Annotated in this window: 1 pseudogene; it reads right to left on the bottom strand. The window is 58.2% G+C overall.

The window, feature by feature from the left end:
- Positions 1-320: pseudogene (locus tag IH50_RS43070) on the bottom strand (radical SAM protein); the annotation flags it as partial.
- Positions 321-347 lie beyond the last annotated feature (27 nt).

Genomic DNA, 347 nt, shown 5'->3' with positions numbered 1-347 from the left:
CCATAGGACAGATCGTTGTCGTATCCAACGCCGACATCGTCGATGAGAGCGAGGTCCAAGTCGGCTGGTTGCCGCAAGGGAAGACTGGATAGGTCCTCTATTAGCCTGTCTAGTCCTTTGAGGTTGCGGTGGGAGACATTTACTCTGAACTGCCACTTCATGCCGCTGGCCTGGGACGCTTGGGTGATGTTTCGAAGAATGCGGTCATAGGTGCCGCTACCCTTGTGGTCGACGCGCGCCCGGTCGTGGTCGGCACGGTGTCCGTCGAAGCTGACCTGGATTCGTCGGAGGCCGGCGTGTGACAGCTGTCTCTTATACACATCTCCGAGCCCACGAGACAGGCAGAA

It is taken from the genome of Streptomyces sp. NRRL S-37, from assembly GCF_000721605.1.
In the GTDB taxonomy this organism is placed as follows: Bacteria; Actinomycetota; Actinomycetes; order Streptomycetales; family Streptomycetaceae; genus Streptomyces.
This window is presented reverse-complemented; position numbering and strand designations above follow the sequence as displayed.